The following is a 25645-nucleotide window of genomic DNA, read 5'->3' on the forward strand; positions in this document are numbered from 1 at the left end:
AAAAACTTGTAGGCTTTGTCAATGCGCAAATCGGCTCTCGCTGCATAGAAATAAGGGACAGGCAGAAACGGAGGGTGCGGATGGAGCAGGGATTCCAAGTGTTGTTACAGGCATTCGGCGGATTGGCGCTGTTTTTATACGGGACGGACAGCCTGTGCCGGGCGGTGCAGCAGGGAGCGGGCAGGCGGCTGCGCAGCTTGCTGGCGCGGTGCACCGCAAACCCGGTGGCGGGACTGCTGACCGGGGCGGCGGTCACGGCGGTGCTGCAAAGCAGCTCGGCGGTCACGGTCATGGTCATTGCCTTTCTGGCGGCGGGGCTGTTGCAGCTGCGGCGGGCGGTGCCGGTGGTGTTCGGGGCGAACATCGGCACAACGGTCACGGCACAGCTGCTGGCGTTCCGGGTGGAAAGCTGGCGGTATCTGCTGCTGTTTTGCGGGGTACTGCTCTGCCTGGCCTGTAAGGGCTGGCGGGGACGCTGCGTGGGTGAGACAGTGTTTGGCTTCGGACTGCTGTTCGAGGGCGTCACGGTGATGCGCAGCGCCATGGAACCGCTGCTGCAAAGCCCGCTGCTCCGGCTGGAGCTTGCCCGGGTGCAGCAAAGCCCTTTGCACGGGCTGCTGGCGGGCGTCTGCATGACCTTAACGGTGCAAAGCAGCTCTGCCACGGTGGCGCTGCTGCAAAGCATGGCGGCGCAGCCCGGGGCAGACGGCGTACACAGCCTGCTGGGGCTGACGGCGGCTATCCCCATTCTGCTGGGGGATAACATCGGCACCACCATCACAGCGATGCTTGCCGCCATCGGGCAGGGAAGAGACGCCAAGCGGGTGGCGGCAGCCCACGCCATTTTTAACCTGAGCGGAGCGGCGGTGTGCTGCGCACTGCTGCAGCCCTTTGCGGCGCTGGTGCGGCTGTGCTCACCCGCAGGGACGGAGTGCGCCATGATCGCCCGGCAGATCGCCAACGCGCATACTCTGTTCAATGTACTGTGTGCGCTGGTATGGCTGCCCCTGACCGGGCAGATGGTGCGGCTGGTCTGCGCGTTGCTGCCCGATAAAAATCGCCCGAAGGAACGGTTGTAAACCGGAGCGGGGAATGGTATACTGAAGCAGATGATACCATTATATATAAAGGATGAAATGCAATGAAACGGAAAATCGGCAGGCTGTGCATGGTGCTGGGTGCGGTGCTGATCTTATGCGCCGCCGGGCTACTGGGCTACAACCGGTGGGATGCCGCCCGGGCAGAAAAGGCTTCGCAGGAAGTATTGGGCGAACTGGAGCAGACCATGCAAAAGACCATCACGGAGCACCGGCAGGAAAACGAGACTGTAGCCCCGCAGCCTGTGCTGGACCCGGCGCAGGAGATGACCACCGTGGAGGTGGAAGGGCAGGACTACATCGGGGTGCTTTCCATCCCCGCGGCGGGGCTGGAGCTACCGGTGATGGCACAGTGGAGCTACGCCGGGCTGAAGGTCGCCCCCGGGCGGTACAGTGGCACCACCTATGCCGATGATCTGGTGATCTGCGGCCACAACTACGCAAAGCATTTCAGCCCCATCAAGTGGCTGGCGATCGGCAGCCCGGTCTATTTTACGGATGCGGACGGTCTGCGCTGGAGCTACGAGGTGGAGAGTGTGGAGACTTTGCAGCCCACCCAGATCGAAGAGATGACCACCGCCGCCGAGACGGACAGCTGGGATCTGACCCTGTTCACCTGCACCTCCGGCGGCAACGCCCGGTATGCAGTGCGCTGTGTGCGGACTGGTTATCCTGTCCGGGTGACGGACGCGGCAGAGTGATGTCGGCGCGGCGTGACGATTTGGAATGGCTTCCGCTTTGCTCTAGCCATTATCAGCGGAAAATTTGTTTTTAATTTCGGGATAGCGGAGCGTCTGCGGACGCTCCGCTATCCCATTTTCACGGGAAGGGGTCGTGACGGAAAACGGCAGCTCCGGAACCTGTTTCCTGCGGAAACGCGGCGCTGGGAGAAGATTTATTCTCAAGGAAAGCGGTTTTGACGGAAGGATGAAGGCTGCGGGGACTGCCAAAGACCCGATTTCCAAGGAAAGTGGCTGCGAACGGTGTGAGCAGACTAGGGTAGCATACGCTGCTTTTTGCGTAAAAAGTCTGCGAAAACGGTTGAAAGTCCTTTTTATGGTATCCTGATTGTGCGATACTGTGTTTACCGGGGAAGTCCCGGGTACAAAACAGATACACAGGAGGGAAACACCATGAAGGATTTTGAGTTGCGTTATGTGGGCAGTCATGTGGAGGTATACACCGGCAGTGGTGTGTTCCTGTTTTCGGCCGATACGGTGCGGGAGGCCATGGAGGAGCTGGCCGGGTAAGCGGGGATATCCTGCGCCCCGAGAAGGCACAATGTAAAATGTATGTAAAATAAAAGAAAGCTTTTGGTTTTACACCCGAAAATATGTTGCGAAATGTGTGGAAAAAGTAACTTTCCTGTAAAATAAACCTTGTTGAGACGCCCCCTTTGATGGTATAATAAAAATAAGCGGCTTCCGGAACAGTGCGGCGCTGTGCGTGCGTAAGGTTCCGGCGGCTGTGTGCTGTAAAGGATAAAAAGGGAAGTTTCATATTAGGAGTATCGTTATGGATATCACACACATTACCTCTCTGCTGGGCGGCGTTGCGCTGTTCTTGTACGGTATGTCCATCATGGGCGCCGGACTGGAAAAGCTGGCAGGCGGCAAGATGCAGGGCGTATTGCAAAAGCTTACCTCTTCCACCATCAAAGGTGTGATCTTCGGCACACTGATCACCGGCGTTATTCAGTCGTCGGCTGGTACGGTGGTTATTTGTGTCGGTCTGGTCAACTCTGGTATCATGACACTGACGCAGTCGGTAGGCGTGATCATGGGTGCAAATATTGGTACTACGGTAACAGGTCAGTTGATCCGCATGGCGGATATCTCAGGCGACAGCCTGTGGCTGACCTTGATCCAGCCCAAGACCTTTGCCCCTGTGGTGGCGTTTATTGGCTGCATTTTTTATGTGTTCCTGCGCAATGCCAAAAAGAAGAATATCGGTCAGATCATGCTGGGCTTCGGCATCCTGTTTACCGGCATGAGCCTGATGGATACCGGCGTGGCACCCCTGCGGGAGAGCGCAGCCTTTCAGAATCTGTTCGTCACTATGACAAACCCCATTCTGGGCGTTCTGGTGGGCGTGGTGGTCACCGTGATCATCCAGTCCTCTTCTGCCTCCGTGGGTATTTTGCAGGCACTGTCCAGCACAGGGCTTGTCACCTTCAGTTCTGCCATCCCCATCATTCTGGGTGCGCATATCGGTACGGCGTTTACCCCGCTGCTCACCATCGGCGGCTCTTCCAAGGATGGTAAGCGGGCCGCGCTCATCCATCTGTACTTCAATGTCATCGGCAGCGTGATCCTGCTGGCGCTGATCTATGCGGTGCAGTTTACCATCGGCATCCCCATGTGGGGCGATGTAATGAACAAGAGCTCCATCGCAAATATCCATACTTTGTCCAGCGTATGCGCCATGCTGTTGTTCCTGCCTTGCAGTGGGGTGCTGAGCCGCTTGGCGATGCTCACGGTGCCCAGCAGCGTGGAGGAAGCACAGGAGCTGAGCATGCCGGTGCTGGACGAGCGCCTGTACAAGAGCCCGGCTGTGGCTTTGCAGCAGGCTAAGAACGCGGTGATCAAGATGTCCCGCCGTGCCGCCCGCAACGTGGGTCTGGCTGCGCCGCTGCTTTTGAAGATGGACGAGGAGACCGTGAGTGCCATCAAGGTACGCGAGAACCTGATCGACCGCATGGAGGTGGAGATCACCAACTACCTGATCAAGCTGACCGACCAGGAGCTGGGCGACGACGAGAGCCACGCGGTGACCGAGCTGCTGAATTTTGTCACCGAGTTCGAGCGCATTGGCGACTATGCCGTGAACATCATGGAAAAGGCCGAGGAACTGTACGACAAGGAAGCCAGCTTCAGCGAGAGCGCCAAAAAGGAGCTGCAACTGCTGGACGCCGCATTGGAGCGCATTCTGGTTCTGACGGACGAGGCCTTTGAGAACGATGATACCCAGAAGGCTGCACAGGTGGAGCCGCTGGAGGAGATCATTGACGTGATGGTGGAGCGCCTGCGCGACCAACACATCCGCCGCCTGAAGGACGGCATTTGCTCCATCGACACCGGCGTGGTGTTCCTGGATGTGCTGAACAACGCCGAGCGTATCTCCGACCACTGCTCCAACATTGCGGTGCGCATGGTGGGCATGGAGGCCGGCGATGATTACGACTCCCACACCCTGAAAAGCATTATGCACCACAACCCCAGCAAGGACTATATGCTGGAATATGAGCAGTGCCGCAAGGAGTACCTTGTGCCGCTGGAAGAAATGGAAGCGTAAAATATTCTTTGTTTTTAAATAAGCCGGGCCTGCGGGTCTGGCTTATTTTGCGTTTTCACGCAGGAATATGCAGTAGGAGCTGCCGTATATCTTTGTAATCCCCCTTGTGAAAATGGGATAGCGGAGCGTCCGCAGACGCTCCGCTATCCCGAAATTAAAAATATATTTTCCGCTGAATATGGCCAGAGCGCAAGCGGAGGCCATTGAAAATCGTTAGCCCTGCCGGGCATTTACTCCCCCAGATCCTCCAGCAGCAAGTCCAGCTCCCGGGGGCTGTTGACCACAAGCCCGCGCTTGATGCGCAGGGCATCGTTTTCCGGCAGAAGATTGGTGTAGATACCGGTCACGCGGATCAAAGTGCCCGGGGTGCCGTCGGCGCGGCAGGTGTACACCGCCACCCGTCCGCCGCTGTCCCGCAGGCAGTAGCGGGCGGCGTTCGTCTGGGGCACTGCCTGTGCGGCAAGGCTCAGGGGAGAGGCGGGGTCGGTCTCGGACCCGGCAGGGGTTTGGGATAGCGGCAGCTTTGGCAGCGCCATCCAGAACAGACTGAATACAATGGTGAATACGCAAAGCCCGTAGAACAGGCAGGCAGACAGCTTGCGCATAAAAAACACTCCCTTCCCCCGTAAGTATGCCCCATTTTTGCGGATAGCAGACAATTTTCACACGCAGATACTGTACTTTCCACAAGAGAGTGTGTTATACTATTTACATCTGCTCAGCGCACAAAGATTGGTTCTTGCCCGGCTTGGGCGTGCGTGCTATAATATGGTATTGCAGTTTGAAGTTTCGTGTCACAAACGATGTGGATAAAGCCCGGCGCAGCAATGCCCGGCAACAGTCTTGAAATGTCAGGAGGCGATCCCTATCTCCAACAATGAGATGAGAAAGATCCATCGGAGCGGCGAGGAGCAGCCTGCCCGCCCGATGGGACGTAAGGTCAATGTTTCCCAGAGCCGCCGCGAGGCACGCTCCGCAGCGGAAAACCGTACCCGCGCACCCAAGGCACCCAAAAGCCCCAAGCCGCCGAAGGAAAAAAGCAAACACCCCATTCTGCGGTTCATCGGCCGCACCCTTGCTACGGTGCTCTGCCTTGGCATCATGCTGGGCAGTGTGGTGGCTGTGGGCATGGTGTTCTATGTGGTGCAGGCTACCGCCAACGACGGCGACCTGCTGGACTTGGACAACATCCAGTTGAGCCAGTCCAGTATGGTGGTGGCTACCGACCCGGATACCGGCGCACAGGTGGAGTATGCCACCCTGCGCTCCTCCAACAGCCACCGCGTATGGGCAGACCTTGAGCAGATCCCTTCCAACTTGCAGTATGCGTTCATCTGCACCGAGGATAAGGACTTCTACTCAGAGCCCGGCGTCAACTTCAAGCGTACCATCGGCGCAATGATCAACGAGTATCTGCTGCCCATCTACAGCTCCAAGCAGGGTGCATCCACGCTGGAGCAGCAGCTCATCAAGAACCTGACCGATGACAACAGTGCCAGCGGTATCAATGGTGCACTGCGCAAGGTACGCGAGATCTACCGCGCCCTCTGCCTGAGCCGCAGCTACTCCAAGGAGACCATTCTGGAGGCTTACCTGAACACCATCAGCTTTACCGGCACCATTCAGGGTGTGCAGACGGCGGCCAACGAGTACTTCAACAAGGATGTCAGCCAGCTGAGCCTGTGGGAATGCGCCACCATTGCCTCTATTACCAAAAACCCCACCAACTATAACCCCTACACGAACCCCGAAAACCTGATCAACCGCCGTAACTTCATTATGTACAATATGTGGCAGCAGGGCGTGATCAGCGAGGAGGACTACCGCAACGGTGCTGCGCAGCCCCTTGTGCTGGCCGAAGAGGACAGCGGCAAAAAGCCCAGCACCGTCACCTCCTACTTCACCGATGCACTGTTCAACGAGGTCGTGCAGGATATCATGGCCAAGGAGGGCATCTCTGAGTCTGAGGCGCAGAAGCTGCTCTACACCGGCGGATTTACTATTGAAGCGACGGTCAACACCAAGCTGCAGTCCCAGATGGAGAACCTGATGCTGAACACCGATGATGCTTACTTCCCGGCGGGCTGGCATGAGGAAGAGGTCACCTCCATTTCGGACGATGATGTGCAGGTGTTCAACGAGGACGGCACCCCCAAGACCCGCACAGGCGAGGACGGCACCGTCTACTATTACCGCAACGTGCGCACGCAGGCTGCCATGGTCACACTGGACTATGACGGCAACGTGCTGGCTATTGCGGGCGGCTTGGGCGAAAAGACCAAGAGCCTTTCCCTGAACCGCGCCTACAACGTGGAGCGGCAGACTGGTTCTACCATCAAGCCTATCGGCGCCTATGCACTGGGCATCGAGTACGGTCTGGTCAACTGGTCCACCATGCTCAACAACTCCCCCCTGTACCAGAAGCAGGATATGATCATCCGGGACGAGGATTATTGCCGCAAGAACGGCCTGATGGGTCTCTCCGACAAGCAGCTCCGCGCTTACCCCAACGCATGGCGCAGCTGGCCGCGCAACTACGGCGGCAACTACGGCGATGGCAGCGATCTCCCGCTGTGGAACGGCCTTGCCCGCTCGCTGAACACCATCGCGGTGCGTGTGGGCGACCTTGTGGGCGCAAGCAATATCTTCAACTTCGTCTACAACACCTTGCAGCTGAATACGCTGGACCCCACCAACGACGTGGGTCTGGCGCAGATGGTCATGGGCAGCCAGACCAAGGGCGTTACCCCCATGGCGCTGGCCGCAGCCTTCCAGATCTTCTATGATGGCGAGTACACCACCCCGCACCTGTACACCCGTGTGCTGGATCGGGACGGCAACATCTATCTGGAAAACAACGCCACCAGCTATCAGGCGCTGACCCCCGATACTGCCTATGTCATGAACCGCCTGCTGAAGAACGTTCTGTTCTCCAGTGTGGGTACTGCCAGCGGTCGTTATCCCAACTCCAACGGTATGGAAGCCTTTGGTAAGACCGGTACTGCCAGCGACGAAAAGGATCTGTGGTTCGTGGGCGGCACGCCCTACTATGTCACCGCTGTGTGGTGGGGCTACGATGCACCTTACGATATGACCAAGACTCTGTCCAAGCAGCAGGCCAAGACCCGCACCTGTGTGACCGCGTGGAAGGCACTGATGGAGCAGGCGCAGGCAGACCTGCCCTATAAGGCATTCCCCACCTCCGCAGGCGTGGTGGAGCGCCGCTACTGCACCCAGAGCGGCCTGCTGGCCGGTGCGGGCTGCCCGAGCACTGCCGTGGGCTACTACCGCGCCGATGACCTGCCCGATACCTGCACCTACTCCCACGCAGCCCCGCAGGCTGCTGCCCCTACCGAGAACACAGACGACGCTGTGCCCACCCAGCCGGTCACCCCTGCCGACACCAGTGCGCTGGATACGGAATAAGGGTAAAAATCGTACTTTTTCGCCCCTTTGCTGAAAAATCCGGCAAGGACAGGGCGCACTTTACAAGACAAAACTGGACAAAGTGACAAAATAGCATCCGGGCTCTTGCATTGCAAGGGTTCGGATGCTATTATATTTTCTGCAAGAACACTTGTGTTTGAGAGGTGAACAAGTTGGAACGCCGTTTTTATCTGGTGGATGCGCAGGTGCTGCCGGAGGTCTTTCTCAAGGTGGTACGCGCCAAGGAGCTGCTGGCCAGCGGTGAGGCCCGCAGCATTTCGGCTGCGACCCGTGCCGTAGAGCTTTCGCGCAGCGCATTTTATAAGTATAAGGATTGTATCTTTGATTCCGAGAATGGTCGTGAGGTCATCACGGTCATGGCCACCCTGCGGGACGAGACCGGCGCGCTGCAAAGCCTTCTGGCTGGTATCAGCGCCGCAGGTGCCAGCATCGTGACCATCAACCAGTCCACCCCGGAAAACGGGGCTGCGCTGGTGGCGGTCACCATCCGCACCGATACCATGCAGATGTCCCCGGAGGAATTGACCGAAAAGCTTTCGCGCCAGCGCATGGTCGTGGGTGTGCGCTGTGGGTATAACCTGTAACAAAACAGGAAACGAGGGAAAGAGAGTATGGCTAAAATTGCAATTCTGGGCTTTGGCACGGTGGGCAGCGGCGTATACGAGGTGCTGTGCCGCAATGCTGCAAGCGTCTCCCGCCGGGCTGGCGAACCGGTGGAGGTAAAGTACATTCTGGACCCGAAGGACTTTACCGGCAACCCGGTGGAGCCTTTGGTGGTGAAGAGCATTGACGTGATCCTGCAGGACCCGGAGATCCGGGTGGTGGTGGAGACCATCGGCGGCACCCGCTTTGCCTACCCCTACGTCAAGGCGTGTCTGGAGAGCGGCCGCAGCGTGTGCACCTCCAACAAGGAGATGGTGGCAACCTACGGCGCAGAGCTGCTGGCACTGGCCAAGGAGCACGACTGTGCTTTCCTGTTCGAAGCCTCTGTGGGCGGCGGTACGCCCATCATCACCCCCATGCACCAGTGCCTAGCGGCTAACGTCATCACCGAGGTGGAGGGCATCGTGAACGGCACCACCAACTTCATGCTCACCAAGATGGTGCGGGAGGGCCTTGACTTTGAGGATGCGCTGCACATTGCGCAGGAGCTGGGCTACGCCGAGACCAAGGACCCCAGCGATGACGTGGACGGCCGCGATGCCTGCCGCAAGATCGCCATTCTGTCCTCCATGGTGTGCGGCCACCAGATCTACCCCCAGAACATTCCCACCCGGGGCATCCGGGCCATTACCGCCGCCGATGTTGCCAGCGCCGAAAAGCTGGGCTGCGTCATCAAGCTGATCGCATGGATGAAGCTTGGCAAGGACGGCAGCGTGGCCGCTGGTGTAGAGCCGTGTCTGGTGCCCAAGGCAAACCAGCTGGCCAGCGTGGACGATGTTTTCAACGCGGTGCTGGTCAAGGGCGATATGCTGGGCGATGTGGTGTTCTACGGCAAGGGCGCAGGCAAGCTGCCCACCGCCAGCGCTGTGGTGGCAGACGTGGTGGATGCCCTGAAAAACGGCGCACAGGTGCACGACAGCCTGTTCTGGCAGCCTGCGGACCCGGTGGATGGTATGCTCACCGACCCGGCTCCCGCTGCATATTATGTGCGTGTGGCGGGCATTGCACCCGCTGTGGTGGAAGCCATCTACGGCTACGGCAAGGTGGTGGATGAGCGGTACGAGGGCTGCGCCTACTTTGTGGAGCGCGCCGACGAGCGTGCGCTGGCCGAGGCCGCGCGCAAGGTGGAGGCCGTGGGCGGCAGCGTGAAGCTGGTGCTCAAGCGCCTGCCCGAGGAAGTGTAACGGAAAGGAACTGCGGCAATGAAGATCAAGGTTTCGGTCCCTGCCACCAGCGCCAACGTAGGCTCCGGCTTCGATGCGCTGGGTCTGGCAGTTACCCTGTACAACACAGTCACCTTTGAGGACAGCGAGGTGCTGGAGATCTCGGCATCGGACGGCACCCGCATCCCCCGGGGCGAGTCGAATCTCGTGTACCGCTCCGCCAAGGGTCTGTTCGAAAAAGTTGGCAAGCAGATCCCGCCCCTTAAGATCACCCAGACGAACCCCATCCCCATGGCGCGGGGTCTGGGTTCTTCTTCGGCCTGCATCATCGCGGGTCTGCTGGGCGCAAACCGGATGCTGGGCGATGTGCTCAACACGCAGGAGCTGCTCACGCTGGCAACTGCCATCGAGGGACACCCCGATAACGTGGCTCCGGCCCTGCTGGGCGGCCTGACCAGCAGCGTATTTGAGGACGGCAAGGTGTATTCGGTCAAGCGGAATGTAGACGAAAGCCTCTGCTTTGCCGCCATCGTGCCGGACTACAAGCTGCTGACCGAGGCAGCCCGCGCTGCCCTGCCTAAGGAAGTATCCCATAAGGACGCGGTGTATAACCTGTCCCGTGCGGCGCTGGTGCCCGCGGCCTTTTGCGAGGGACGGCACGACCTGCTGGCCATTGCCACCGAGGATAAGCTGCACCAGCAGTACCGGATGCCCCTGATGCCCGGCTCCCGCGAGGTATTCGATATGGCGCGGCTGTGCGGCGCAAAGGCCGTGTATGTGTCCGGTGCAGGCAGCACCGTCATGGCTGTGGCCGAAAAGGCCGAGGCCGAAAAGTTCTATTCCAAGCTGGAAAAGGGTCTGGAGCTGCTGGAAGGTCTGGACGGATGTGAAGCATTTACACTGTTGCAGCTGGATGCCGATAACACCGGCGCGACTGTGGAATGATAAACGGGTAAGGGAAGTGCAAGAACGCTTCCGCCCGGCAAGCCCCCGCAAGCGCGGGGCGTTAAAGAGGAGAGTGACAAGATATGGCGTTGATCGTACAGAAATTCGGCGGTTCCTCCGTAAAGGACCGTGACCGTATCTTCAACGTTGCGCGGATCGTGGCCAACACCCACAACGCGGGCAATGACGTAGTGGTGGTGGTCTCCGCACAGGGCGACACCACCGATGACCTGATCGCCAAGGCAGGGGAGATCACCCATAACCCCTCGGCGCGTGAGATGGATATGCTGCTGGCCTCCGGCGAGCAGATCAGCATCGCACTGCTGGCCATGGCGCTGAACGAGCTGGGCTGCCATGCCATCAGCCTGACCGGCTGGCAGGCAGGATTCCGCACCGACCGTGCCTACACCAAGGCGCGCATCACCCGGCTGGAGACCGAGCGGATCTCCTCCGAGCTGGAGCGCAACCGCGTGGTGGTGGTGGCAGGCTTCCAGGGCTTGAACAAGCTGGACGATATCACCACCTTGGGACGCGGCGGCTCCGACACCAGTGCTGTGGCCATTGCTGCTGCTCTGCACGCTGACCGCTGCCAGATCTACACGGATGTGGAGGGCGTTTACACCGCCGACCCGCGCAAGGTGCGCAACACCCGCAAGCTGGAGGAGATCACCTTTGACGAGATGCTGGAGCTGGCATCTCTGGGCGCACAGGTGCTGAACAACCGCAGCGTGGAGCTGGCCAAAAAGTACAATGTGGAGCTGGAGGTGCTCTCCAGCCTGAACCCCATCCCGGGTACGGTGGTTAAGGAGGTTACAAAGGACATGGAAGGTATGCTGATCAAGGGTGTTGCCAAGGACACCGATGTTGCTGTTATCACGATTCTCAACGTTCCCGATGAGCCGGGCATGAGCTTTAAGATCTTTGGTCTGCTGGCACAGAAGAACATCAACGTGGACATCATCCTGCAGTCCACCGGCCGCGACGGCAAGAAGGACATCAGCTTTACCTGTGCCGAGGGCGAAGCCGAGCTGGCCATGCGTGTGCTGAAAGAAAGCGCACACTTCAGCGATGTCAGTGTGGACACCACCTGCGCCAAGGTCTCCATCGTGGGTGCTGGTATGCAGAGCCACAGCGGCGTTGCTTCCAAGATGTTTGAGGCACTGTCCAACAACAATATCAACATCAAGATGATCTCCACCAGCGAGATCAAGATCTCCTGCATCATCGACCGTGCAGACGCCGACAAGGCTGTCGGCGCCATCCACGATATGCTGTTTGACTGATCTGCGTAAAATTTTTGGTTATGGCCTGTCTGCTCCCTGCCGGGGGCGGGCGGGTCATAATTTTTTTACACACGGCGGCGTTTACACAAATTGCAAAGGGGTGTATAATATAGTTTGAATCTGTGCGGCGCACCGGCGCTGCAACTATGCCGAAAAGGAGCCCCGCCGCATGAGTGAACCCACCCGTACCTCCAGAGCGCCTGCCGATAAGCGCCTGACCTATCAACAATGGAAGCGCCGCAAAATGCTGCGGCTGGCCCGCAACTGGGTGCTGTTTCTGGCCGGCTGCACGGCAGTGGTGGCGCTGCTGACCGGCGGCATCCTGTGGCTGCTGCCCAAGGTGCACGGTCTGCTGGCCGGGCCAAAGGTGTTTGCAGCCAGCGTGTACGACGGCACGGATTATGTATTCGACGCCGCAGACGCGCGGCTTACGTTGGTGAACGCTAACCTGCCCTATGTCGCCGAGCCCGCCCCGCTGCTGGACACCGCCGACGAAGCTACCGGCCAGCAGCTGGAAGCCGAAGCGGCCATGCAGTACCGCAGTATGGCCGCCGCCGCGCAGGCAGACGGGGTCAGCCTGACCCTTGTGGCCGGTTATCAGGACGCCGACACCCGGCAGGCCGCCTATGAAGCCCGGGTGCAAACCTACCGCGATAAGCGCAAGAGCGAAGAAGCCGCCGCCCGTCTGGCGGCTTCCATCCAGCCCGCCGCCAACGCCAACGAGCACGGCACCGGCTACGCGGCAGATATCCTCAGTGCGGACGACCCGCAGCAGAATACCAGCTTTGCCGAGACCCGCGCCTACGAGTGGCTTACGGCCTACGCGGCGGAATACGGCTTTATCCTGCGCTACCCGCAGGACCGACAGGCTGCCACCGGCATCGTGTTCGAGCCGTGGCACTGGCGCTATGTGGGGGTGGAAAACGCCCTTGCCATCCGCGCCAGCGGCCTGAGCCTGGAAGAGTTCATCGCCCTGCAACGGGCAGACTGAATCAAATGCTCTGCGCTGCGGCACAGAGAGAAGGGAACTATCATTGGAACGTACTCTCATTGCACCGGGCGTGCATCTTTCCTGCGACCCGGCTTCTAAATTCAACCGCTGCCGCATCAGCATCCACTTTGCCTTCCCGGCAGAGCGCAAAACGGCCACTGCCCATGCGCTTTTGCCGCTGGTGATGGAACGCGGCTATGCGGACTGCCCGGATATGACCCGCCTGACCAAAAAGCTGGCAAAGCTCTACGGTGCAGACCTGACCGTGGACGCCCGCCCCATGGGCTGCAACCATAACCTCTGCGTCAGTGTGACCGGCATCAAGGATGCCTTTGCGCTGGAAGGCGAGACGCTGACCGCCGAGTACACTAAAATCGCGCTGGGCGCGGCCTTTCACCCGTATCTCGTGGACGGTTGCTTTGACCCGCAGGCCGTCAGCATTGAAAAGCAGATGCTGAAAAAGGGCCTTGAGGACGAGATCAACGATAAACGCATCTACTGCCTGCATCAGGCCAACCGGGAGTTCTTTGGCGACAGCCCGGCGGGCGTGCGGCAGGAGGGCTATCTGGAAGAGGTGGACGGCCTTACCCCGGCTATGCTGACCGATGCCTACCGGCAGATGCTGCGCACCGCCAACATCGAGCTGCTGGTGCTGGGCTGTGACGCCGCCCAGACCGCCGCCATCCGGGACGCTTTGCTGGCAGAGCTTGCCTGCATCGACCGCGCCCCGCTGCCGCTGGTGGAAAACATGGCCATGCCCACCATTGCACCGGTGCACAAGACCGAAAACTACGATATGGTGCAGGCAAAGTTGTGTATGCTGTTCACACTGGGGCAGCCCATGCAGCCGCAGCAGCTGGCAGCCGTGCGCCTTGCCATGGCGCTGTACGGCGGCAGCGTGACCAGCCGCCTGTTTCTCAATGTGCGGGAGCGGGACCATCTGTGCTACTACTGCTCCTCCTCCTTCCAGAGCTTTACCGGCAGCATGGCGGTGAACAGCGGTGTGGAGCACGCCGACGCCGCCCGCGCAGAGCAGGCTATTTTGAAAGAGCTTGCAGACCTGTGCACCGGCCCCATCACCGATGAGGAATTCGAGGACTGCCGCCGGGGTCTGCTCAGCGGTATGAACGGGGTAGAGGACAGCCTTGGCGGCATCGAGAGCTGGTACTACATCGAGGTGCTGCGCGCCGGTGCCAACAGCGCTGCACCCATCCAGAGCCCGGAGCAGGCGCGGAATGCCCTGCGCGCCGTGACCAAGGACGAGGTGCGGGATATCCTGCGCCGCCTGACCCTCTCGGTCAGCTATCTGCTTACAAAGGAGGATGCTGCCCATGCCGCAGAATAACCAGACCTTGCTGGAAAAGACCGTGGCCGACCAGTGGCAGACCCTGCCCTCCGGCCTGACGGTGCTGGTGCGCTCCATGCCGGGGTATTCCAGCACCCATGTGATCTATGCCACCAAGTTCGGCTCCATCGACCGGGATTTCTGCCTGAACGGGCAAACGGTGCATCTGCCGGCAGGCGTGGCGCATTTTCTGGAGCACAAGATGTTCGAAGACGAGGACGGCGACGCCTTTGCCAAGTACGCAAAGACGGGTGCCAATGCCAACGCCTTTACCAGCTTTGACCGCACCTGCTACCTGTTCACGGCCACCCAGCAGCTGGACGAAAGTCTGGACGTGCTGCTGGGCATGGTGGGCCACCCCTACTTTACCGAGCAGACCATTGCAAAAGAACAGGGCATCATCGGGCAGGAGATCAAAATGTACGACGACAGCCCGGACTGGCGGCTCATCACCGGCCTGTTCGAGTGCCTGTACCACAGCCACCCCATCCGCAGCGACATTGCGGGCACGGTGGAGAGCATTGCCGAGATCACGCCCGCCATGCTGTACGACAGCTGCAAGGCCTTTTATGCCCCGGGCAATATGGTGCTGGCTGCGGCCGGCAACACCACCATGGAGCAGATTTTGGCCGCCTGTGAGCGGCACGGTCTGATGGAGCCCCGCCCGGTGCAGAAGGTGCAGCGGCTGTGGGCACCGGAGCCCATGACCCTTGCCGCCACGGAAAAAACGCTGACCATGCCGGTTTCCAAGCCCTGCTTCGGCGTAGGCTTTAAGGAAGAGCCGTTGCCTGCGGACGATCTGCGCACCGAGGCGCTGTACGACCTTGTACTCAGTTGCATCGTGGGCGGGATGTCGCCCTTGTACCGCCGCCTGTACGACGAGGGCCTTGTGAACCCCGGCTTTGGCGGCGAGGTGCTGCGGGTGGACGGCTGCTGCTGCATCCTGTTCACTGGCGAAAGCGATGTGCCGGACACCGTGCGGCAGTTGCTGCTGGACGAGATCGCCCGGGTGCGCGCCGCCGGTGTGGACAGGGAAGTATTTACCCTGTGCAAGAACGAAAAATATGGTCAGCTGATCGAAAATCTGGAAAACGTGGAGGACTCGGCCAGCCAGATGGCAGACTTTGCCCTCAGCGGCCAGACGGTGGCGCAGCAGATCTCCATGCTGGCCGGGCTGACCGCAGAGGATGCGGACGCTGCCTTGCAGCACATTCTGTGCACCGACCGCATGGCTACCATGTACATTCAGCCGGACGGCACGGCGCAGGCGGCAGAAGAGGACGAGGAGGAAGAAGAATGACAAATCTGGTACAGTTCCCGGGTCTGGGACTGAGTTTTCACCTGAACCGCGTGGCTTTTACCATCGGCGGGGTCAGCATCTACTGGTACGGCGTGTGCATCGCAGTGGGTCTGTGTCTGGCACTGGTCTTTGCCTTCCGGCACAGTCTGGAATTTGGCGTAGACCCGGACAGCATGGTGGACGTCATCCTCATCGGCGTGGTGCTGGGCATCATCAGCGCCCGCGCCTACTATGTGGCTATGGCACCTTTTAAATATGAGAGCATCTGGGAGATGATCGCCATCCGGGATGGCGGCCTTGCCATTTACGGCGGCATCATTGGCGGCTTTTTGTTCGGCGGTCTGGCCTGCAAGTGGCGGGGCGTGCCGGTGCTGCCCATGTTCGACCTTACCGCCATGGGCTTTCTCATCGGGCAGGGCTGCGGCCGCTGGGGCAACTTTTTCAATCAGGAGGCCTTTGGCTGCAACACCACCCTGCCGTGGGGTATGTACAGCGAGGCCACCCGCGCTTACCTGATGAGCAGCACGGTCACGGTACCCAAGGGCGTGGTCATCGACCCCAACCTGCCGGTGCACCCCACCTTTTTGTACGAGAGCATCTGGTGCTTTGTGGGCTTTTTCCTGCTGTTCCGCTACATCAAAAAGCGCAAGTTCAACGGCGACATCACCCTGCGGTATCTGATCTGGTACGGCGCAGGCCGTTTCTGGATCGAGGGTCTGCGCACCGACAGCCTGATGCTGGTTCCCTCCATCGGGCTGCGGGCATCCCAGCTGATGGCAGGCATCGCCGTGGTGGCGGGCATTGCGGCAGAGGTGTACTTTACCCGCAAGCTCAAGGACAAGCCCCTGTTTGTGCCGCTGGCGCTGAACGCCGAGAACAAGGCGGCTCAAAAGAAGCTGGACGGTCCCATCTCCTTTGCAGGTAAGGACACCCAGCTGCTGGCTTCCAGCCCGCGCAAGCTGTTTTTGGAAAAGACCGAGGCCTATAATGCGCAGGTGAAAGCCGCCATAGAACAGACCGGGCAGAAAAAAGCGTAAAAATCTGCGCAAAAGGGGAAATTTCCTCTTGCAATCCGGTTTGGTTTTTGCTATAATATTCTAGCCGCATGGTGTGGGCGCCTGAAATGGCCCGCTGTAAGGGCCTGCCTTTACGACCAGCGAGTACAACGAAAAGGAATGAACAAAATGTACGCAATCATTGTTACCGGCGGTAAGCAGTACCGCGTGGAGCAGGGCGACATCGTCTACATCGAAAAGCTGGACGTTGAGGCCGACTCCGAAGTGAAGTTTGATCAGGTTCTCGCTATCGGCGAGGAGGGTTCTGTGAAGGTTGGCGCTCCTGTTGTTGAGGGTGCTACCGTTTCTGCCAAGGTCATCAAGAATGGCAAGGGCAAGAAGCTGAACATCATCACCTATCGCGCAAAGAAGCACAGTGCTCGCCGTATGGGCCATCGTCAGCCCTACACCAAGGTTGAGATCACTGCGATCAACGGCTAAGGAGGTAAATTACAATGGCACATAAAAAGGGCGTAGGCAGCACCAAGAACGGCCGCGATTCCGCAGCACAGCGTCTGGGCACCAAGCGTGCAGACGGTCAGTTCGTTCTGGCCGGCAACATCCTGGTTCGTCAGCGTGGCACCCACATCATGCCGGGTGAGAACGTTGGCAAGGGCAGCGATGATACCCTGTTTGCTCTGGTGGACGGCACCGTCCGTTTCGAGCGCGTGGGCAAGAGCGGCAAGAAGTGCAGCGTTAAGCAGTAACTTCTTTCTGAATAACTGCAATCGTAGAGCCGGACCCTCGTGGCCCGGCTCTTTTTGATGAAATAAGGCTATGCGTTCGTGTAGCGCTGTTTGCAAGCCTTCCCCCGGTCGGGGGAAGGTGGCACGAAGTGCCGGATGAGGGCGCTGAAACGCAAAGGCCTATAAAGCTAAGGAGGGGCTGTATGGCAGCACAGACTAACTTTATCGACATCGCCACGATATGGCTCCATGCGGGCAAGGGCGGCGATGGCGCGGTGAGCTTCCACCGCGAAAAATTCGTGGCCGCAGGCGGCCCGGACGGCGGCGACGGCGGACGGGGCGGCGACATCATCTTTGTGGCGGACGACCATCTGTCCACCCTGATGGACTTCCGCTATAAGCGCAAGTATGTGGCCCCGGAGGGCGGCAAGGGCGGCGCAAGCCTGTGCCACGGCAAAAATGCCGAAAATCTGGTCATCAAGGTGCCGCTGGGCACTGTGATCAAGGACGCAGAGAGCGGCCTTGTTATCGCAGACCTGTCCGACCACACCCCGGTCACCATTGCTAAGGGCGGTCGCGGCGGCTACGGCAACGCACACTTTGCCACCCCCACCCGCCAGATCCCCAAGTTTGCAAAGCCCGGTATGCCCGGCGAGGATCTGCAGGTGACCTTGGAACTGAAGCTGATCGCGGACGTGGGTCTGATCGGCTTCCCTAATGTGGGCAAGTCCACCCTCATCTCCACCATCAGCGCGGCAAAGCCCAAAATCGCAAACTACCACTTTACCACCCTTGTGCCCACGCTGGGCGTTGTGTCGGTGGGCGAGGGCGCAAGCTTTGTCTGCGCCGACATCCCCGGCCTGATCGAGGGTGCCAGCGAGGGCGTCGGTCTGGGACACGACTTCCTGCGCCATGTGGAGCGCTGCCGCCTGCTGCTGCACGTCGTTGACGTTTCCGGCAGCGAGTGCCGCGACCCCATCGAGGACTTTGAAAAGATCAACGAGGAGCTGGCAAAGTTCAGCCCCGTGCTGGCCGAGCGCCCGCAGATCGTGGTGGGCAATAAGTGTGACCTTGCCACCGAGGAGCAGATCGAGACCTTCCGCCAGTATGTGGAGGGCAAGGGCCTGACCTTTGTGCCCATTTCTGCCGCCACCATGCAGGGCGTCAAGCAGCTGCCGGGGCTCGTGTACAACCGCCTCAAGGATATCCCGCAGGTGCCGGTGTTCACCCCCGAGTACAAAAAGCCGGAACCCAAGAAGAACGGCCACGACTTCACCATCCAGCGCATGGAAGCCCATGTGTGGAGCGTGGATGCCCCGTGGCTGGAGTATATTCTGGCCGGCAGCAACGTGGACGACTACGAGAGCCTGCAGTTCTTCCAGCGTCAGCTGGGCGAGAGCGGCATTCTGGACGCACTGGTGCAGAAGGGCGTGGAAGAGAACGATACCATCCTTATCGGCGAGTATCAGTTCGACTATATCTTCTAAGGATAAAGCAGCATGAACGAATCAGAAAAGATCGACCCGCGGGAGCTCAGCCCGCTTGCGCTGGCCTTTGTAGGGGACAGCGTGCTGGAGCTGCTGGTGCGCCAGCGTCTGGTGGAGCACCACCGCCTTTCCGCCGGAAAGCTGAATGCCGAAAAGGTCAAGTATGTATCTGCCAAGGCGCAGTTCAGAGAGGAGCAGCTGCTGGAGCCGCTGTTCACCGAGGACGAGCTGGCCGTGTTCAAGCGCGGGCGCAATGCCAGCAAGGCCAGCGTCGCCAAGCATGCCTCCCCGGAGGAATACCGTGCATCCACCGGCTTCGAGTGCCTTTTGGGCTGGCTGTACCTGAACGGACGGCTGGAGCGTGTGCACCAGCTGTTTGAGGTACTGTGGCAGCAGTTTGACCCTGACCAGAAATAAGAATGCGAAAGCCCGCTGCTTTCCGCACTGGAAACCAGTGGTGGAGGGCAGCGGGCTTTGCTTGTTGGCATCTGTGGTCCGTCAGATGCTGCTTACGCCATCAGCGGCTGTTTTTTGCGTTGGTGGAACGGCTGTTGGTGGAGTTCTTGGCGCTCTCGTCATCGGCACCCTTGGTGTACTGGTTGGGGTGCTTGTGCTCGTTGGTGGCGCTGTTGGTGGTCTTGCTGCTGGTGCGGTTGGAGGTCTGGTTCTTGCAATTGGTACTGCGGTTCTCACTACGGTTTTCCATGGTGTGAATGCTCCTTTCGGTCGTTGCTGTGGGGGCGGGGCCGCCCTCACAGTCCATAGTGTGGCCGCAGCCGGCGGCTTTATACATCCCATGGGAGGAAAAGAATATGCCTACGGAATATTTTGAGCAGCGGGAACGTGCCCTGCTGGGCCCGCGGTACGAGCAGTTGTATGCCGCCCCGCAGCAGACGGCAGAGCGCGGGGTCACCGTGTCGGCGCTGCGCACCACACCGGAGCAGTTTGCGCAGAGGGCAGATTTCCCGCTGGAACCCTCGCCCTTTTGCAAGGCGGCTTTTGTGGTACATCAGCCGGACTTTAAGCCCGGACGGCATCCGTACCACCATGCGGGTGTGTTCTATTCGCAGGAGCCCTCGGCTTCCTCGGCAGCGCCGCTGCTGGGGGTGCAGCCCGGGATGCGGGTGCTGGATCTGTGCGCCGCTCCAGGCGGCAAAAGCAGCCAGCTGGCGGCGGCATTGCAGGGGCGCGGTGTGCTGGTAAGCAACGAGTATGTGGCTGCGCGTGCCGAGATTTTAAAAAGCAACCTTGAGCGCATGGGCGTTTCCAACGCCGTGGTGCTCAACGAGACCCCCGCCCGCATTGCCGAGGCGCTGCCGGAGTTTTTTGACCGGGTGCTGGTGGATGCGCCCTGTTCCGGCGAGGGAATGTTCCGCAAGGAGCCGGTAGCGTTGCAGCAGCACTGCGAGGCACTGGTAAAGCAGTGCGCAGAGCTGGGCGCGCAGATTCTGGACTGCGCCGCAGCGGCACTGGCGCCTGGCGGGCAGCTGGTGTATTCCACCTGCACCTTTGCGCCGGAGGAGGACGAAGCGCAGGTGGCGGCTTTTTTGCAGCGCCACCCGGAGTTTGCACTGGCCGATGTGCTGGGCAACGTGGACTACACCTTTGGCAGCGCAGGTGAAGAAAACCGCACCGGCGGTCTGCCGCTGGACGTGAGCAAGGTGCGCCGCATCTGGCCCTGTCAGGGCGGCGAGGGGCACTTTATGGCACGGCTGGTCAAGGCGGGCACGCCCCGCACCCTGCCGCCGGAGGGAGAATACACCCCGGAGGAGCAGCTCTGGCTTGCCGCTGCTGCGGAAGCGGGCAAAAAGGGCAAGGGCAAAACTAAGCCCGCCAAGGCCGCAGATGCCCGCAGCGCACGCCGCGCAGACAGCCGCGCCTGCCGGGATGCAGTGCAGGGCACGAGCCGCCGCACCCGGGATACCGGGGCAGGGGAGGCCACCCCTACACAGAGCCTTGCCGCATGGCAGGAGTTTGCCCGGCAGTATTTCCCCGCGCTGGCACAGCGTCCGGCTGTGGTGCACGGCGGTGGTGTGCTGCTGCCGGTTGCCTTTCCGCAGACGGGGCTTCATGTGCTGCGGGCGGGGGTATTCGTGGGCAGCGTGCAGAAGGGACGCTTTGTGCCGGAGCACCATCTGTTCACGGCCTTTGGCAGCCTGTGCACGAACTGCGAGCAGCTGACCCTTGCCGACTGCCGCTGCACCGAGTACCTCTCCGGCCGCGAGGTGGAAGCCCGCACGGCAGCGGACGGCTGGTGCTGCGTGACCGTGGACGGCTGGCCGCTGGGCGGCGGCAAGGTGTCCGGCGGGCGGGTGAAAAACCACTATCCCAAGGCGCTGCGGCTGCTGTAAACCGCAGATTTACACGCATCCGGGCGAAAATCGGGCTTTTCAGGCTTGAACGTGCCGGTGGATTGTGATAAAATAACAGAGTTAGATTTTGTGTGCTGCCACAAGCGGGCGACCACAGCCCGTCTGCCCGCAGGCGGAGATACCGATAAATTTAGGAGGCTCTTTCCCATGTCTGGACATAGCAAATGGAACAACATTAAGCGCAAGAAGGAAAAGACTGACGGCGCCCGTGCCAAGGTCTTTACCAAGATCGGCCGCGAGATCAGCGTTGCCGTCCGTGACGGCGGCCCCAACCCGGCTTCCAACAGCAAGCTGGCAGATCTGATCGCCAAGGCAAAGCGCATGAGCGTGCCCAACGATAACATCCAGCGTATCATCAAGAAGGCCGAGGGCGGCGACAAGACCGAGTTCGAGGCCATCACCTACGAGGGCTACGGCCCCGGCGGCGTGGCAGTCATGGTGGAGACCCTGACCGACAACCGCAACCGTACCGCTGCCGACCTGCGCCACTACTTCGATAAGAACGGCGGCAATCTGGGCGCTATGGGCTGCGTGGCTTTCCTGTTCAACCAGAAGGGTGTCATCGACATCTCTCTGGAGGATAAGGACGCCGACGAGGCCATGATGGACGCTCTGGATGCCGGTGCCGAGGACTTTGATGCCAGCGAGGACGCAGCCGAGGTCACCACCGACCCCGAGAACTACTCCGCTGTGGTCAAGGCTCTGGAAGAGAAGGGCTACGAGATCCTGTCCGACGATCTGGCCATGGTGCCCATGACCACCACCCGCCTGACCGACCCCGATCAGCTGAAGCAGATGGGCAAGCTGCTGGATTCTCTGGAAGATAACGATGACGTCCAGAACGTCTGGCATAGCCTGGAGAACGAAGAGGACCTGCCGGAATAAGCTTCCGCAAGGCTCTTTGCTCCTGAAATAAAATGATAAAAAGCCGCTTTTTGTGCTGTTTAGCACGAAAGGCGGCTTTTGCTTGTTATTTTTGTATGTCGTGCGGATAAGGGTTCCTTCTGGCATCAGAAAAATCGTACTCTGCACGCATATCCTCATCGTAGGATGGATTTTCCGAAGAAGTGCCATTAGATTTATCGTTCATAGTGCGTCCACAGACTGAGAATCTTAACGGTCTGCTCTTTTTCATAGACCTGATAAACAAGGCGGTACTGGATGTTGATGCGGCGGCTGTATGCACCGTTCAGATCACCCACCAGCTTTTCGTACGGGGGCGGGTTTTGGAAAGGATCAACACGAATGATTTCAATGAGCGCCCTTGCCTTTTCGTCCAGATGGGCAGACTTCAGTTTTGGCACGTCCTTTGCGGCGGTTTTGGTGTAAACGACCTTGTACATTTACCACTCCACCGCCGTTTCGTCCACACAGTCCTCAAGCGGCGTGGCGATTCCGTCCATAATCTTTTCGCGCATACCCGGTGCAGAGACCAGATACAGCGTTTCCATGATGCCGCTGTAATCTTCTTCAGACAGCAGTACGGCATTGCCGTCCTTGGTGGTGATGTTGATGGGCTGGTTGTATTTAATGGTCTGCTCTACATAGTCGAAGGCATTCTTACGGAAATTCGTGATATTTGTAGTGGTCATCGTAGAAGCACTCCTTTCGCGTACAGTATAGCGTACGCTTGTAAAAATGTCAATATGCGACCGGCAATCGAAACATGACACACGGTTACCCCTGTGCCAGCGCCCTGCCTTTTTGATAGTAGCGCTGCATTTCTTCCCAGGGGACCATATTCCCGCCGGTGGCCCAGACCAGATGGGTGGCGTTTGCCAGCGCACCGGCGGGCAGGGCGGTTTCGGTGTAAGCGCCAAGCAGCTGTCCGGGCTGGGTGAGCACCGGGCCGTACATTCCCGCCAGAGCGCTGGGTTCAAGGTATAGACCTTCGGCGTCTGCCAGCTGCGCCAGAAGGGTGTACATCCGCTCGTCCTGCAGGGTGTAGCAGCCGCTCATAAAGGGGCGCATCAGCCCGCCCACAAAGCCGGAGGCGCGCCCCACGGCAAGACCGTCGGCGGCGGTGCGGTTGTCTATGCCAAAGTCCTGCACACAGACGCTGCTGTTTTCGCCGGTAGCCATGCCCAGCATCATGCAGGGGGAGTGGGTGGGCTCGGCGAAGAAGCAGTGTGCGGCATCGCCGAACAGCATCTTCAGGCCAAAGGCCACGCCGCCGGGGCCACCGCCCACGCCGCAGGGCAGATAGGCGAAGAGGGGATGCTCCGCGTCCACGGTGACGCCCTGCGCGTCCAGCTGCTTTTTCAGCCGCAGGGCAGCCACGGCATAGCCCAGAAAGAGGGTCTTGGAGTTTTCGTCATCCACAAAGTGGCAGTAGGGGTCGCCCGCCGCCAGCTTGCGTCCCTCGGTCACAGCGATGCTGTAATCGGAGGCGTACTCCACCACCTTGACGCCCCGGCTGCGGAGTAGGTCTTTTTTCCATTGCCGCGCGTCAGCAGACATGTGTACAGTGACCTGAAAGCCCAGCTTTGCGCTCATGATGCCGATGGAAAGCCCCAGATTGCCGGTGGAGCCCACCGCGATGGAATACTGCGAGAACAGCTTGCGGAAGCGCTCTTCTGCCAGCACGGCGTAGTTGTCGGTAAGGTGCAGCATCCCGCTGTGCAGAGCAATGTCCTCGGCGGTTTTCAGTACCTCGTAAATGCCGCCCCGGGCCTTGATGGAGCCGGAAATGGGCAGATGACTGTCCAACTTGACCCATACCTGCCCGGCAATGCGGGTGCCGCTGCGCTCTTCCAGCACCTTCTGCATCCGGGGAATGGGCTGAACAGGGGACTCAATGATGCCGCCGGTCGCAGCAGTCTCGGGAAAGACGGCGGCAAGATAGGGCGCAAACCGCTCCAGCCGTGCGGCGGCGTCCTCAATGTCGGAAAGGGTCAGCGGGCAGGCAGCCGCAGCCTGTGCAAAGGGCAGCTTGTCCGGGTTTGTCCATGCAGTCTCCTTCAGGGCACAGAGGTCGGAGACCACGGGATATGCCGCGATCCAATCGGCAACAGAACGCCCGGCGATGCACTTGGCAGGTGAAACCATAGCGGATCCTCCTTTATATATAGAACCAGATGGTGCGCCCGGCAGTTTTCGCGGAGCGCTGCGTGTCTTGAATATAAAGGTTTTTACAGGAATTGTCAACCGGCTGCTTTTTGTGCCGGGCAGGTCAGAGCGTTGCGATGTGCTGACCGCAAGAACAGGAAAAGCTTGGAAAGAGAGCAGCACACTGCCCAAAAACCTTGTTAAAAAACTGGCATTTTGCCGTTTTTGTGTAAAGTATACAAGAATAAACACAAAAAAATGGCATTGTGCGTATTGCTATTTTAAAACTGATATATTAGAATATAAGCAAGAAGAGCGTGCAGGCGTACTGCGCGTGCCACATGATAAATAACGACAGGAGGAACTTCTCTATGCCTATGAAAATGGGTTGGCGCTGGTATGGCGAGGGCAACGACCCCGTCACTCTGAGCGACATCAAGCAGATCCCCGGCGTGACCAGCATCGTCTGGGCACTGCACAACAAGATGCCCGGCGAGATCTGGGAAATCGACGAGATCCAGAAGGTTGCAGACCAGATCCATGCCTACGGCTTTGATATGGATGTTGTCGAGTCCGTCAACGTGCATGACGATATCAAGATCGGTCTGCCCACCCGCGACCAGTATATCGAGAACTACAAGCAGTGCATCCGCAACCTGTCCAAGTTCGGCGTCAAGGTCATCTGCTACAACTTCATGCCCATCTTCGACTGGACCCGCACCGACCTGTTCCACCCGGTAGGCGACGGCTCCACCGCACTGTTCTACGAGAAGGACAAGATCAAGGGCGATTACAAGGCTATGGCTGAGTACATCATGTCCTTCACCGAGAAGTACAACATGACCTTCCCCGGCTGGGAGCCGGAGCGTATGGCAAAGCTGGACGAGCTGTTCAAGGCCTATGCCCCTGTCACCAAGGAGAAGCTGTGGGAGAACCTGAAGTACTTCCTCGAGGCTCTGATGCCCACCTGCCACGAGTGTGACATCAAGATGGCCATCCACATGGACGATCCCCCTTGGGATATCTTTGGCCTGCCCCGCCTGCTGGTGGACGAGCCCAGTATCGACCGCTTCCTGAAGATGGTGGACGATCCGTACAACTGCCTGACCCTGTGCACCGGCAGCCTGAACGCAAATCCCAACAATAACTGTGCCGAGATCATCCGCAAGCACTGCGACCGCATTGCCTTCGGCCACGTCCGCAACATTCACCACTTCCCCAACGGCGACTTCTCCGAGGCTGCTCACCGCGACTGCTGCGGCGAGACCGGCATCATTGAGGTGATGCGCGCTTACCATGACTGCGGCTTTGAGGGCTACATCCGCCCCGACCACGGCCGTCAGCTGTGGGAGGAAGGCCCCGGCAACTGCCGCCCCGGCTATGGCAAGTATGACCGTGCTCTGGGCATCCAGTATATGCTGGGTATCTGGGATCTGCTGGACCGTCTGGATGAAGAAAAGAAGGGCTGA

25 protein-coding genes are annotated in these 25645 nt (G+C 59.5%); 20 read left to right on the forward strand and 5 right to left on the reverse strand.

The features are described from left to right. The first annotated feature begins 80 nt into the window (after positions 1-80). The 3 genes from MTP36_RS06325 to MTP36_RS06335 all read left to right on the forward strand — a co-directional run bounded on the left by MTP36_RS06325 (position 81) and on the right by MTP36_RS06335 (position 4391). Positions 81-1079, forward strand: a complete 999-nt coding sequence (locus tag MTP36_RS06325) for a Na/Pi cotransporter family protein (protein WP_249254173.1) — start codon at positions 81-83, stop codon at positions 1077-1079. Positions 1080-1141: 62 nt separating this feature from the next. Then, the gene (locus MTP36_RS06330; RefSeq protein WP_249254174.1) at positions 1142-1798 is read left to right on the forward strand and encodes a sortase; all 657 of its coding nucleotides are present in this window, start codon (positions 1142-1144) and stop codon (positions 1796-1798) included. An 814-nt stretch (positions 1799-2612) separates the two neighbouring features. After that, positions 2613-4391 (forward strand): Na/Pi cotransporter family protein, encoded by a 1779-nt coding sequence (locus MTP36_RS06335; RefSeq protein ID WP_249254175.1) that lies wholly within the window; start codon positions 2613-2615, stop codon positions 4389-4391. Between the two features lie 230 nt (positions 4392-4621). Here the strand turns inward: MTP36_RS06335 and MTP36_RS06340 are convergent, their stop codons facing one another. Next, a complete protein-coding gene (locus tag MTP36_RS06340; RefSeq protein WP_249254176.1) occupies positions 4622-4996 on the reverse strand; it encodes a hypothetical protein in 375 nt (124 codons plus the stop codon). A 277-nt stretch (positions 4997-5273) separates the two neighbouring features. Here MTP36_RS06340 and MTP36_RS06345 point away from each other — a divergent pair, with 277 nt between their 5' ends. From MTP36_RS06345 to MTP36_RS06405, 13 genes are all read left to right on the forward strand, one after another. After that, positions 5274-7817, forward strand: a complete 2544-nt coding sequence (locus MTP36_RS06345; protein ID WP_249254177.1) for a transglycosylase domain-containing protein — start codon at positions 5274-5276, stop codon at positions 7815-7817. A 164-nt stretch (positions 7818-7981) separates the two neighbouring features. Then, complete coding sequence (locus MTP36_RS06350; protein ID WP_005923329.1) at positions 7982-8422, forward strand: ACT domain-containing protein; 441 nt, start codon at positions 7982-7984, stop codon at positions 8420-8422. 27 nt (positions 8423-8449) lie between these two features. Then, complete coding sequence (locus MTP36_RS06355) at positions 8450-9685, forward strand: homoserine dehydrogenase (protein ID WP_055184962.1); 1236 nt, start codon at positions 8450-8452, stop codon at positions 9683-9685. A gap of 18 nt (positions 9686-9703) precedes the next feature. After that, positions 9704-10609: a homoserine kinase gene (gene thrB / locus MTP36_RS06360; protein WP_005923334.1), complete on the forward strand. Its 906-nt coding sequence runs from the start codon at positions 9704-9706 to the stop codon at positions 10607-10609. 83 nt (positions 10610-10692) lie between these two features. Then, positions 10693-11892 carry an aspartate kinase gene (locus tag MTP36_RS06365; protein ID WP_249254178.1) on the forward strand — a complete coding sequence of 400 codons (1200 nt, stop codon included), beginning with the start codon at positions 10693-10695 and terminating at the stop codon, positions 11890-11892. Positions 11893-12061: 169 nt separating this feature from the next. Then, complete coding sequence (locus MTP36_RS06370; protein ID WP_249254179.1) at positions 12062-12883, forward strand: M15 family metallopeptidase; 822 nt, start codon at positions 12062-12064, stop codon at positions 12881-12883. A gap of 43 nt (positions 12884-12926) precedes the next feature. Beyond that, a complete protein-coding gene (locus MTP36_RS06375) occupies positions 12927-14228 on the forward strand; it encodes a M16 family metallopeptidase (RefSeq protein ID WP_249254180.1) in 1302 nt (433 codons plus the stop codon). After that, positions 14215-15528, forward strand: coding sequence for an EF-P 5-aminopentanol modification-associated protein YfmH (yfmH, locus tag MTP36_RS06380; protein WP_249254181.1), 1314 nt, complete (start codon positions 14215-14217; stop codon positions 15526-15528). Before MTP36_RS06375 ends, yfmH begins: the two co-directional genes overlap by 14 nt. Then, positions 15525-16565, forward strand: a complete 1041-nt coding sequence (lgt, locus tag MTP36_RS06385; protein WP_118657396.1) for a prolipoprotein diacylglyceryl transferase — start codon at positions 15525-15527, stop codon at positions 16563-16565. Before yfmH ends, lgt begins: the two co-directional genes overlap by 4 nt. Positions 16566-16712: 147 nt before the next feature. Next, complete coding sequence (rplU, locus tag MTP36_RS06390; RefSeq protein WP_015537858.1) at positions 16713-17024, forward strand: 50S ribosomal protein L21; 312 nt, start codon at positions 16713-16715, stop codon at positions 17022-17024. 14 nt (positions 17025-17038) lie between these two features. Next, positions 17039-17290 (forward strand): 50S ribosomal protein L27, encoded by a 252-nt coding sequence (rpmA, locus tag MTP36_RS06395; RefSeq protein WP_005923362.1) that lies wholly within the window; start codon positions 17039-17041, stop codon positions 17288-17290. A gap of 182 nt (positions 17291-17472) precedes the next feature. Beyond that, on the forward strand, positions 17473-18756 hold the full coding sequence (obgE, locus tag MTP36_RS06400; protein ID WP_249254182.1) for a GTPase ObgE: 1284 nt from the start codon (positions 17473-17475) through the stop codon (positions 18754-18756). Positions 18757-18768: 12 nt separating this feature from the next. Further along, positions 18769-19173, forward strand: coding sequence for a Mini-ribonuclease 3 (locus MTP36_RS06405; protein WP_249254183.1), 405 nt, complete (start codon positions 18769-18771; stop codon positions 19171-19173). Positions 19174-19273: 100 nt separating this feature from the next. Here the strand turns inward: MTP36_RS06405 and MTP36_RS06410 are convergent, their stop codons facing one another. Further along, positions 19274-19462, reverse strand: coding sequence for a hypothetical protein (locus tag MTP36_RS06410; protein ID WP_097779635.1), 189 nt, complete (start codon positions 19460-19462; stop codon positions 19274-19276). A 106-nt stretch (positions 19463-19568) separates the two neighbouring features. Between MTP36_RS06410 and MTP36_RS06415 the strand changes: the two genes are divergently transcribed. Both MTP36_RS06415 and MTP36_RS06420 read left to right on the forward strand, forming a co-directional pair. Next, positions 19569-21107 carry an RsmB/NOP family class I SAM-dependent RNA methyltransferase gene (locus MTP36_RS06415; RefSeq protein ID WP_249254184.1) on the forward strand — a complete coding sequence of 513 codons (1539 nt, stop codon included), beginning with the start codon at positions 19569-19571 and terminating at the stop codon, positions 21105-21107. Between the two features lie 168 nt (positions 21108-21275). After that, the gene (locus MTP36_RS06420) at positions 21276-22013 is read left to right on the forward strand and encodes a YebC/PmpR family DNA-binding transcriptional regulator (RefSeq protein ID WP_005923378.1); all 738 of its coding nucleotides are present in this window, start codon (positions 21276-21278) and stop codon (positions 22011-22013) included. Positions 22014-22207: 194 nt separating this feature from the next. Here the strand turns inward: MTP36_RS06420 and MTP36_RS06425 are convergent, their stop codons facing one another. The 3 genes from MTP36_RS06425 to MTP36_RS06435 form a co-directional block, all read right to left on the reverse strand. Continuing rightward, positions 22208-22471, reverse strand: coding sequence for a Txe/YoeB family addiction module toxin (locus tag MTP36_RS06425; protein WP_249254185.1), 264 nt, complete (start codon positions 22469-22471; stop codon positions 22208-22210). After that, positions 22472-22720 carry a type II toxin-antitoxin system Phd/YefM family antitoxin gene (locus MTP36_RS06430; RefSeq protein WP_097779638.1) on the reverse strand — a complete coding sequence of 83 codons (249 nt, stop codon included), beginning with the start codon at positions 22718-22720 and terminating at the stop codon, positions 22472-22474. An 85-nt stretch (positions 22721-22805) separates the two neighbouring features. Beyond that, positions 22806-24155 carry a D-serine ammonia-lyase gene (locus MTP36_RS06435; protein ID WP_442900288.1) on the reverse strand — a complete coding sequence of 450 codons (1350 nt, stop codon included), beginning with the start codon at positions 24153-24155 and terminating at the stop codon, positions 22806-22808. Between the two features lie 4 nt (positions 24156-24159). Between MTP36_RS06435 and MTP36_RS06440 the strand changes: the two genes are divergently transcribed. After that, positions 24160-24528, forward strand: coding sequence for a hypothetical protein (locus MTP36_RS06440; RefSeq protein ID WP_249254188.1), 369 nt, complete (start codon positions 24160-24162; stop codon positions 24526-24528). 19 nt (positions 24529-24547) lie between these two features. Further along, the gene (gene uxuA / locus MTP36_RS06445; RefSeq protein ID WP_055184985.1) at positions 24548-25645 is read left to right on the forward strand and encodes a mannonate dehydratase; all 1098 of its coding nucleotides are present in this window, start codon (positions 24548-24550) and stop codon (positions 25643-25645) included.

The sequence above is a fragment of the Faecalibacterium sp. I4-1-79 genome (assembly GCF_023347235.1).
Lineage (GTDB): Bacteria > Bacillota > Clostridia > Oscillospirales > Ruminococcaceae > Faecalibacterium > Faecalibacterium tardum.

Excerpts from the sequence above, each read along its gene's own strand:
- MTP36_RS06325 (WP_249254173.1), top strand. The coding sequence starts at position 81 with ATGGAGCAGGGATTCCAAGTGTTGTTACAGGCATTCGGCGGATTGGCG.
- MTP36_RS06330 (WP_249254174.1), top strand. The coding sequence starts at position 1,142 with ATGAAACGGAAAATCGGCAGGCTGTGCATGGTGCTGGGTGCGGTGCTG.
- MTP36_RS06335 (WP_249254175.1), top strand. The coding sequence starts at position 2,613 with ATGGATATCACACACATTACCTCTCTGCTGGGCGGCGTTGCGCTGTTC.
- MTP36_RS06340 (WP_249254176.1), bottom strand. The coding sequence starts at position 4,996 with ATGCGCAAGCTGTCTGCCTGCCTGTTCTACGGGCTTTGCGTATTCACC.
- MTP36_RS06345 (WP_249254177.1), top strand. The coding sequence starts at position 5,274 with ATGAGAAAGATCCATCGGAGCGGCGAGGAGCAGCCTGCCCGCCCGATG.
- MTP36_RS06355 (WP_055184962.1), top strand. The coding sequence starts at position 8,450 with ATGGCTAAAATTGCAATTCTGGGCTTTGGCACGGTGGGCAGCGGCGTA.
- thrB (WP_005923334.1), top strand. The coding sequence starts at position 9,704 with ATGAAGATCAAGGTTTCGGTCCCTGCCACCAGCGCCAACGTAGGCTCC.
- MTP36_RS06365 (WP_249254178.1), top strand. The coding sequence starts at position 10,693 with ATGGCGTTGATCGTACAGAAATTCGGCGGTTCCTCCGTAAAGGACCGT.
- MTP36_RS06370 (WP_249254179.1), top strand. The coding sequence starts at position 12,062 with ATGAGTGAACCCACCCGTACCTCCAGAGCGCCTGCCGATAAGCGCCTG.
- yfmH (WP_249254181.1), top strand. The coding sequence starts at position 14,215 with ATGCCGCAGAATAACCAGACCTTGCTGGAAAAGACCGTGGCCGACCAG.
- lgt (WP_118657396.1), top strand. The coding sequence starts at position 15,525 with ATGACAAATCTGGTACAGTTCCCGGGTCTGGGACTGAGTTTTCACCTG.
- rplU (WP_015537858.1), top strand. The coding sequence starts at position 16,713 with ATGTACGCAATCATTGTTACCGGCGGTAAGCAGTACCGCGTGGAGCAG.
- rpmA (WP_005923362.1), top strand. The coding sequence starts at position 17,039 with ATGGCACATAAAAAGGGCGTAGGCAGCACCAAGAACGGCCGCGATTCC.
- obgE (WP_249254182.1), top strand. The coding sequence starts at position 17,473 with ATGGCAGCACAGACTAACTTTATCGACATCGCCACGATATGGCTCCAT.
- MTP36_RS06405 (WP_249254183.1), top strand. The coding sequence starts at position 18,769 with ATGAACGAATCAGAAAAGATCGACCCGCGGGAGCTCAGCCCGCTTGCG.
- MTP36_RS06410 (WP_097779635.1), bottom strand. The coding sequence starts at position 19,462 with ATGGAAAACCGTAGTGAGAACCGCAGTACCAATTGCAAGAACCAGACC.
- MTP36_RS06415 (WP_249254184.1), top strand. The coding sequence starts at position 19,569 with ATGCCTACGGAATATTTTGAGCAGCGGGAACGTGCCCTGCTGGGCCCG.
- MTP36_RS06420 (WP_005923378.1), top strand. The coding sequence starts at position 21,276 with ATGTCTGGACATAGCAAATGGAACAACATTAAGCGCAAGAAGGAAAAG.
- MTP36_RS06425 (WP_249254185.1), bottom strand. The coding sequence starts at position 22,471 with ATGTACAAGGTCGTTTACACCAAAACCGCCGCAAAGGACGTGCCAAAA.
- MTP36_RS06430 (WP_097779638.1), bottom strand. The coding sequence starts at position 22,720 with ATGACCACTACAAATATCACGAATTTCCGTAAGAATGCCTTCGACTAT.
- uxuA (WP_055184985.1), top strand. The coding sequence starts at position 24,548 with ATGCCTATGAAAATGGGTTGGCGCTGGTATGGCGAGGGCAACGACCCC.